A 596-nucleotide genomic window follows, 5' to 3' on the forward strand; every position below is an offset into this window, starting at 1 on the left:
GCTTCTCTATCAGGAAATACAATTGAGATTGAACAAGCTATTGATAAGGCTCATGAAGTCGGAGCGAGAGTCATTGGCTATGTGGAAGTTCTAGATTCACCATTAGCCAAAAAAGTAGACTATCTTGTCAATACATTTGGAGGAGAATACTATTGGTGGTATTCAGTGGTATTACGCTTCATGAAAAATGCAGGACAATTTGATCAATATGACAAATTGATGGAAGAAATCAAGAACATGCCAGACAATGTCGTACAAATCTATAAGGATGCAGATGAAGACATGAAGAACTATGCAGAAAAATACTGTGATGAACCTATCACATATCTAGTGGCATCAGGGAACTTGGAAGACTGGGCAGTATGTTATGGAATGTGCATAATGGAAGAAATGCAATGGATGAGAACACGACCAATCTCAGCAGCAAACTTTTTCCATGGGACATTGGAAGTGATTGAAAGAGATATACCAGTAATCTTAATCAAGGGAGAAGATAAGACAAGACCAGAAATGGATAGAGTAGAAAACTTTGTGCATAGAGTGAGTGCAAAGGTCACAGTTTTTGATACAAAGAAATATAAACTCAATGGAATTAG

The 596-nt window shown here is 37.2% G+C and carries 1 protein-coding gene; it reads left to right on the forward strand.

Annotated features, from left to right (window positions below):
- Positions 1-596: SIS domain-containing protein (locus B5G32_RS13605; protein ID WP_479684591.1), on the forward strand; the 596-nt coding region annotated here is incomplete at both ends.

Origin of the sequence: Massilimicrobiota sp. An80, assembly GCF_002159255.1 — a bacterium.
GTDB classification, from domain to species: Bacteria; Bacillota_I; Bacilli_A; order Erysipelotrichales; family Coprobacillaceae; genus Allocoprobacillus; species Allocoprobacillus merdigallinarum.